The organism is Mesorhizobium sp. M7D.F.Ca.US.004.03.1.1, from assembly GCF_003998635.1.
Lineage (GTDB): Bacteria > Pseudomonadota > Alphaproteobacteria > Rhizobiales > Rhizobiaceae > Mesorhizobium > Mesorhizobium loti.
Map to the genome: position 1 here is coordinate 1 of NZ_RZQG01000223.1, position 7,600 is coordinate 7,600.

At 63.9% G+C, this 7,600-nt stretch carries 6 protein-coding genes; all 6 read left to right on the forward strand.

Annotated elements, in window-relative coordinates:
- A partial coding sequence (locus tag EN935_RS14835) for a type VI secretion system-associated FHA domain protein (protein ID WP_348629889.1) occupies nucleotides 1-225 on the forward strand: 225 nt, incomplete at its 5' end.
- Between the two features lie 3 nt (nucleotides 226-228).
- Complete coding sequence (gene tssJ / locus EN935_RS14840) at nucleotides 229-681, forward strand: type VI secretion system lipoprotein TssJ (protein WP_127264045.1); 453 nt, start codon at nucleotides 229-231, stop codon at nucleotides 679-681.
- A gap of 39 nt (nucleotides 682-720) precedes the next feature.
- A complete protein-coding gene (tssK, locus tag EN935_RS14845) occupies nucleotides 721-2,055 on the forward strand; it encodes a type VI secretion system baseplate subunit TssK (RefSeq protein ID WP_127264047.1) in 1,335 nt (444 codons plus the stop codon).
- A 4-nt stretch (nucleotides 2,056-2,059) separates the two neighbouring features.
- Nucleotides 2,060-3,382, forward strand: a complete 1,323-nt coding sequence (icmH, locus tag EN935_RS14850; RefSeq protein WP_127264049.1) for a type IVB secretion system protein IcmH/DotU — start codon at nucleotides 2,060-2,062, stop codon at nucleotides 3,380-3,382.
- A gap of 1 nt (nucleotide 3,383) precedes the next feature.
- Nucleotides 3,384-6,920, forward strand: coding sequence for a type VI secretion system membrane subunit TssM (gene tssM / locus EN935_RS14855; protein ID WP_127373404.1), 3,537 nt, complete (start codon nucleotides 3,384-3,386; stop codon nucleotides 6,918-6,920).
- Nucleotides 6,917-7,462, forward strand: coding sequence for a type VI secretion system-associated protein TagF (gene tagF, locus EN935_RS14860; protein WP_109661609.1), 546 nt, complete (start codon nucleotides 6,917-6,919; stop codon nucleotides 7,460-7,462). Before tssM ends, tagF begins: the two co-directional genes overlap by 4 nt.
- Nucleotides 7,463-7,600: the final 138 nt, after the last annotated feature.

Here is a 7,600-nt window from a genome sequence, read left to right on the forward strand (position 1 = left end):
GGCGTACAGGGCGCCTTGCGGCGGATGATCGACCGTTTTGACCCGGCAGCGATCGAGGAAGAGCTGAAATCGAATTCCGCGATTGGCACACTGCTTTCGGGCGGGCGCGGCGCCAAGCTGTGGGAGCTTTACCAGAAACGCCACCGTGAAATCGCCGAGAGCGCGGAAAAAAGCTTCCTGGGTGAAATCGGCGCTGATTTTCGGGATGCATATGAGGAGGAGTGAGACATGATCGATCGACGCGAATTCATCGTCGCCCTGGGCGCGACCGGGCTGCTTACGGCTTGCCAGAGCGGCCCACCGAAACCTTCGGTGATCACCATCAATGTGACTGGCGGGGCCGGCATGAACCCGGGACCAGGCGGCGGCGACCGGCCGGTGACGGTCCTGGTGATGCGGCTGCGCAGCACCGGCAAGTTCAACTCCGCCGACTATTTTGCCCTGCAGGGAGATGCCGGCTCGGCGCTGGCAGGCGATCTCATCGGATCCGACCAGATCGCCGTCGGGCCAGGAAAATCCGCGTCCAAGACCATCACCGTCGAGCCGGATGCGACGGCGCTGGGCTTGGTTGCACTGATCCGCGAGCCTACCGGCAGGAACTGGCGGACGACCAAGTCGGTGTCATCGGGATCAAAGTTCACAATCAACGTCACGCTTGGCAGCGGCGGCATTTCCGCCTAGCGGCCAGGGCAAGGGGAGCTCAATGCAGAGAGTAGCGGCATGAGCGATGCAAACAGGGTGTTGTGGTCCGAAGGTCTGTTTCTGCGGACCCAGCATTTCCAGCAGCAGGATCGTTTTTTCGAGGCGACGGTGCGCGGCGCGTTGCAGGCCGGGCAACTGCATACGTTCGGCTTTCAGCAGCTGACGCTGGATCAGGCATTGCTGGAGGCCGGCCAGATCTCGATCCTGTCGGCACGGGGCATCTTTCCCGACGGGACACCTTTCTCCATCCCAGACATGATGGACGCGCCGCGACCCCTGCTGGTCACCCCGGACACGGGCGCCGGGCCGGTTCTGGTCGCCTTGCCGCTGGAGCCTCCGGGCGGTGTCGGCTTCGATCCGGCACACGCCACCGCCTCGGGAGCACGCTATCACGGGCGGATCGTTTCGGTGCGTGACGCCGTCCAGGGCGGTTCAGACCCCGAGGAAATCGAGATCGCCCGTCCGCAGGCGCTGCTGCTTGCACCCGGCAAGTCGATCGGTGGCTACACGGCCCTGCCGATAGCCGACCTCAAGGGGGTGCGAGCCGATGGCGGCGTCTCCGTGGACGAGGCCTTCCTGCCGCCGACACTGATCACCGGCGCGGTGGCCTGGTATCGGCAATTGCTTCTGGAAGTTGTCACCGGCCTCGACCAGATCGCCGAGGCGCATGGCAAGATGGTCATGGGCGGGCCTGGGCGCAGCGTCGAAGATCTGCTGATGCTCAATCTCGCCAATGCGGCGCGTCCGCGGCTGGCCCATATGCTGGCGCAGGATGTCTTCCATCCGGCCGAGCTCTACCTGGAACTTGCCGGGCTCGCCGGTTCGATGGCGACCTACGGATCGAGCGCGCGCCGGCTGGGGGAGTTGCCCGTCTACGATCACATGGCGCCAGGCCCCGCCTATTCGGCGCTGGCGGATGCGCTGCGCTCGCTCATCCTCAGCCTGCGCTACATCGAGCCGAAATCGCGCGCGCTGCCTGTCATGCGGCATTCGACCAATGTCTGGAAAATCCGCATCGACAACCCGAAGCTATTGGTGGCCAGCCGGATCGTCATCCGGGTCGGTTCGGAGCTGTCGGAGGACGCGCTGCGCAAGATCTTCGTCAATCAGGCGACTGTCGGCTCGGCCGACCAGTTCGAGGGCCTGTGGAAATCGCGTTTGCCCGGCATTCCGCTGAAACCGCTCCATTCCCAGCCGCGCGAGATCCCCTACGATGGCGATCGGCTGTGCCTCGAGCTGGACCAGAAAAGCGAGCATTGGGCGTCGCTGCTCGATGCTCCCGGCTTCGTCATCGGCGTTTCGGGCGTGTTGCCGAGCGAGCCGCAGGTGGACTGCTATTCGGTGAACAGGTGAGATCATGAGCCGCGATGATCCGTTCGGACTGTCGGAGGATCGCGAACGCACTCGCATACGATTGACCGGCGCGCCGATGCCGCGACCCATGGCGCCACTGTTGCCGGGCGCGGTGGTGAAGCGGTCTCGCACGCATCCGAACGCGCTTGTCAACGCATTCGCCCCCTTGCTCGAGTTCGCTCCCGAGCTTGAAAGTGCGCTGCCGCCGGAGAATCCGGAAGCGTTGCGCACCCGGCTGCTCGAAGAACTGGTTCGGGCACGCGACATGGCAATGTCGACGGGGTCCTCGATGGAGAGGGCCGACCAGGCAGCCTGGGTGGTGGCGGCGTTGCTCGACGATCTGGCTCTGAACACGCCATGGGGCGGGGCCAGCGCCTGGCCGCGGCAGCCGCTTGTGGTCATGCTGCGCGGCGATGTCGATGCCGGCACGCAGTTCTTCACGCGTCTCGACGAACTGGAACGCCATCCCAACCGCGATCGCGAATTGCTGGAGCTGCAGTATGATTGCATGGCGCTCGGCTTCCGCGGCAAATATCGCGTGCCCGGGCGGTCAGGCGACCGCTCGCTGAACGCCGTTCGCGTGGCTGCGGCACGCTTCCTGCGCGATGCCGACGCCGAAGGCGCGCCACTGTCGCCAAACTGGAAGGGCGTGATCGCATCCGACGAGCCGCAGCGCTTCATCGTTCCGATCTGGGTCATGGCGCTCGGTGCCGCGGTTGTCGCCACTGCCATCCATATCGGGCTCTCGATGGGACTGAGCAGCCAGGCAGTCGAGCTTTCCGCACTTGTGCGCGCGCTGCCGCCGCCTGCACGCGGCGACATCAGCCGTACGTCGCCCAAGGTCGAGGCCCCGCCACCGGAGAAAGTGGATTTTGCGCTGTTGCCGGAATTTCAGGCCGGAGCGCCGGCCGACCTCGGATCCGCCCTTAGCGGCACCGAGAGCGTCTCGCTGGCCAAGCTGATCATCCAGGCCTCCAACCCCGAACTGTTCCAGTCGTCGCGGCCACAACTGACCGAAGGCTTCGAGCCCCTGATCGGTTCGATCGCCAAGGTGATCCTTGCCAATCAGGAGCTGATCGGGAACATCACGGTGATCGGTCATACGGACGGCGTTCCTCTGCAAAAGACCAATCCGCTGTCGACCAACCAGCGACTGTCCGAGGCTCGCGCCCAGACGATTGCCGACATGCTGGTCCAGAACGGAGTGCCACGGGACCGCGTCCATTCCGAGGGCCGCGCCGCCACCGATCCAGTGGCCAGCGACAGCACGCGCCAGGGGCGAGCCTTGAACCGCCGCGTCGAGGTGCTTGTCGAAAAGAGGCTGTGAGATGTTCATCCTGCGCTTCTTCTGGGCGGTTCTGACATCGCGCTGGCTGTGGACGCTAGTCGGCATCACGCTGCTTTCCCTGGTTATCTGGGTGTTCGGTCCGATCGTCAGGGTCGGTCCCTACGAACCGTTCGCCTCTGAAAATGTGCGCATCGTCATCATCGCGCTGCTGGTCATCTTCTGGCTGATCTGGCTGATCGTCGCCCAGCGCCGGGCGATCCGCGCCAACCGCATGTTCGTCGCGGAGATTGCGGCGCCTGCGGTGGAAAAGCCGCTGAGCCCCGGCGAAGAAAACGTCGCTGCCGTGGGTGCCAAATTCGGCGAGGTGATGGCCGAACTGAAGCGCCGCAAGCTGGGCGGACGCAAGTTTCTGCGCGAGATGCCCTGGTATGTGATCGTCGGGCCGCCGGCCACCGGCAAGACCACGGCCTTGCGGCAGTCCGGACTGAATTTTCCGATCGACCTCACGGACGACCTGCAGGGGGTCGGCGGCACGCGCAACTGCGACTGGTTCTTTTCCGAGAACGCGGTTCTGATCGACACCGCCGGCCGCTATGTCCAGCAGGAGAGCCAGCCCGATGTCGACGCGGCGGAATGGCTGGGCTTCCTCGACCTTTTGAAGAAGCATCGCGGCCGCCGCGCGCTCAACGGCGTGATCGTCGCGCTGTCGATCGACGTGCTTTCGGAGGGCGACGAGGCCATCAAGGCGCACGGCCGCAAGATCCGCCGCCGGTTGGCCGAGCTCAACGACCGGCTCGAAATCCGCCTTCCGGTCTACCTGATGCTGACCAAGGCCGATCTGATCAAGGGTTTCGAGGCCTTCTTCGGCGGCTTGTCCACCGCCTCGCGCGAGCAGGTATGGGGAACGACCTTCGCGCTGGATGCGCGCGTGGATGCCAAGACCATCGAAAGAGAAATTTCGACGCTGGCGACAGAACTCGAGCGGCGGCTGGTGCCACGCCTGGAGGATGAGGAAAAACTCGCCGCCCGTGCAGAGATCTTCCGGTTTCCTGCCCAACTCGCAAGCCTGTCCGAACCGATCCAGGTGCTGGTCGAGGCGATATTCGGCGAAAGCCGGTATGAAGAGGCTGCATGGCTGCGCGGCCTCTATCTTACATCGGCGACCCAGGAAGGCGCCCCCATCGACCGGCTGACCGCGGCGCTGTCGTCGTCCTTCGGTCTTCCGCCACGGCGGGCCCTGCCCGCACCAAGGGTCGAGAAACGCAGCTTCTTCCTGAAGAACCTGCTCACCGAAATCATCTTCAAGGAAGCAGGCCTCGGTACATTCGACCCGCTGGCGCAACGCCGCCGGGCCTGGATCTGGCGCGGTGCTGCGGCTGCCTGTGCGGCAGCAGGCTTGTTGGCCAGTGCCGTGTTTGCCTGGTCCTACTACGACAACCGCAATGCGATCTCGGCCCAGGCAAGCCAGTTCGAAGCGCTGCAGACACCGCTGACCTCCGTTGCCGCAAATCCGGCATCGGTGCAGCAGCCCGCCATCGACAGCGCGCTCGAAGCGATGGACGCGGTCGCAAATGCCCGGACAGCACCGCCGGGCGCTGCCCAGGATCTGCTGGGGCCATCGGCCTCGGCGGAACTGGTGCGGGCTCAGACCGACACCTACGATCACGCCCTGCGCAACGTGCTCGAGCCGCGCATGGTGGCCCTTCTCGAGGCCACCATGTGGCGGCAGATCCGCGATCCGGATTTCATGCTCGGCGCCCTCAAGACCTATCGCATGATGACGGGCCTGTCGCAGATGGATCCCGACTTCGCCCAGAACTGGTGGGTGAACAGCCTGCCCGAATTCGCGGCCGCGGCACCATTTCCAACCGCCGATGCCGAAGAACATCAGCTTGCCGCCATCCGCCGGATGACGGTCGACGAAAGCTATATCGAGCCTGACCAAGCCCTGGTTGCCGAAGCGCTGAAAACGGTGTGCACGATTTCGTTGCCGGCGCGCGCCTACAAGCAGTTGCTGGCCGATCCGGAGGTGGCCGGTCTCAAGGAGTGGATCCCGGCCAATTTTGCCGGCCCCAACGGGGGCAAGGTGTTTGCGCGGCGTTCCGACAAGACGCTTCGGGTCGGCATTTCCGGAGCATTCACCTATTCCGGCTTCCACGACGCCATTCTCGACCGCATCGACGATGTCGCCGCCCAGGCAGCGCTCGATCGTGCGGTTTTCGCCGGCGGCTGCTCGGAAAATTCCGAAACCTCGGTCTCGGCGCTGTCCGAGGATATTTTGAAGCTCTACTATGACGACTACATCGCGCAATGGGACAGCTTCCTGCGCGACATGCGGCTCGCGCCATTGACCGATCTCAATGTCGCCAGCGAAAATCTGAAGGATCTCTCAAGTGCCGATTCAGCCCTGAAGCGGCTGCTTACGGCGGTCGTCCAGGAGACCGAACTGACGCGCTCCGACGAGGCGCCCCCCGACGACAAAGCGGCTGCCCAAGGCGCCTCCCAACTGCTCGGCAAGCTTGGCAAGCTCGGCAAGCTGGCGACAAGCGGTGCGAAACTGCTTCCCCGCGCCGGGTCGGCCAGCGAGGTGGACCTGACCGGCAATCTGGTGGCCGAACATTTCAAACCGCTCAAGAGCACCATTGCCGAGGTCGACGGCCAGCCGCCGGCATTGGATGCCGCCGTTGTCGCGCTGACCGCGCTTTCGAACGTCCTGCAGACGGTCACCGCGAACCCCAATCCGCAGGATGCCATCAAGAAGCAGGGTGGCCTTGCCGAACTGACGGGTGCGGTGGCCAGGCAGGCACAGATCCTGCCCGACCCGATCAACAACTGGCTGGGCGGGATTGCCGGCGACACCAGCAATTTGACTCAGAAGGCGGTCACTTCGGAGCTCAACGCCATCTGGCGGGCCGACATACTGCCTTTCTGCCAGGCTGCGCTGAACGACCGCTATCCATTCAGGGCCGACAGCGCGGTGGACGTCAATGTGCGTGATTTCGCCAGGCTGTTCGGACCGGCCGGGCTGATCGACGGTTTCATCAATGACCACCTGATCAACTATGTCGACACGACCAGCCAGCCATGGAAATGGCGCGCCGATTTCGGCCTCGATGCTTCGGCGCTGGCGGCGTTCGAGCAGGCCAGGCATATCCGCGACGATCTGTTTCCCGGTGGTACGGGACCGGTGATGAGCTTCACGCTCGAACCAAAAGATCTGTCTCCGAACGTCACGCGCGTGACGCTCAATCTCGATGGCCAGACCCTCGTCTATTTCAACAACGCGACACGGCCGCAACCGATGACCTGGCCCGGCAAGGACGGCACGGGAGTCATCTCGCTCGCCTTCCAGCCCATCGACGGTTCGCCCGAGATCATGCTTAACGAGACCGGCAGCTGGGCGTGGCTGAGGATGCTGCGCAACGGCCGTTTCGCCGGCACGTCACTGTCCGATGTCTACAGCCTGCGCCTGGGAACGAAGGGAATGTGGGCCGATTTCGAGCTCAAGGCCGCCAGTGTCGAGAACCCCTACAACCTCCAGATGTTCAAGAAATTCTCATGTCCGCCGCAGATATGACCTTGCCCGGCTTTTACGGCAAAATGCCCGCCACCGGCGATTTCGTGACGCGGCGGCTGAGGGGCGACTTCGTTCGCGGCTGGGACCGCTGGCTGGCGCAGCATCTCGTCCCGCTGTTCGGCTCGGAATTTTGGCCAAGCACAACCGCGCTGCGCTTCCTGGCTGGCCCGGCTTGCTTCGGCGCATCGGCGGGCATCATTGTGCAAAGCGCCGACCGGATCGGCAGGCAATTCCCCTTGAGCATCGTCGCCCAGCTTTCTGAAGCTTCCGTTGGGCTAGCTGATGCCGAGGCATGGTTTTCCAGTATCGAAGAGGCGGCCATCGCAGCCCAGAACGGCGAATTGACGCCCGACGAACTGGATGCCGCGCTCGCCGGACTGCCGGTGCCGCTTGTCGAGCCAGGCGAAGAGGTCATCAGCGATATGGTGATGTGGACGGCCCGTTCGGACATTTTCGACATCGATCCGCAATCGCCGCAAATGACGCTGGAACAAGTTCTCACTGCAAGTTGGGAGGCCCGGTCGATGCAGGGGCAAATCTGATGTTCGTCAGCCAGAACACGACACCGTTTCTCGCCGAGACTTTTCCTTATCAGGACAAGCATTGCGTGAAGTTTTGTGTTGCCGTGATCCGGGCGACGTACGACGTCGATGAACACGGCAACTGCAAGCCCAGCAAGA

Excerpts from the sequence above, each read along its gene's own strand:
- tssJ (WP_127264045.1), top strand. The coding sequence starts at position 229 with ATGATCGATCGACGCGAATTCATCGTCGCCCTGGGCGCGACCGGGCTG.
- tssK (WP_127264047.1), top strand. The coding sequence starts at position 721 with ATGAGCGATGCAAACAGGGTGTTGTGGTCCGAAGGTCTGTTTCTGCGG.
- icmH (WP_127264049.1), top strand. The coding sequence starts at position 2,060 with ATGAGCCGCGATGATCCGTTCGGACTGTCGGAGGATCGCGAACGCACT.
- tssM (WP_127373404.1), top strand. The coding sequence starts at position 3,384 with ATGTTCATCCTGCGCTTCTTCTGGGCGGTTCTGACATCGCGCTGGCTG.
- tagF (WP_109661609.1), top strand. The coding sequence starts at position 6,917 with ATGACCTTGCCCGGCTTTTACGGCAAAATGCCCGCCACCGGCGATTTC.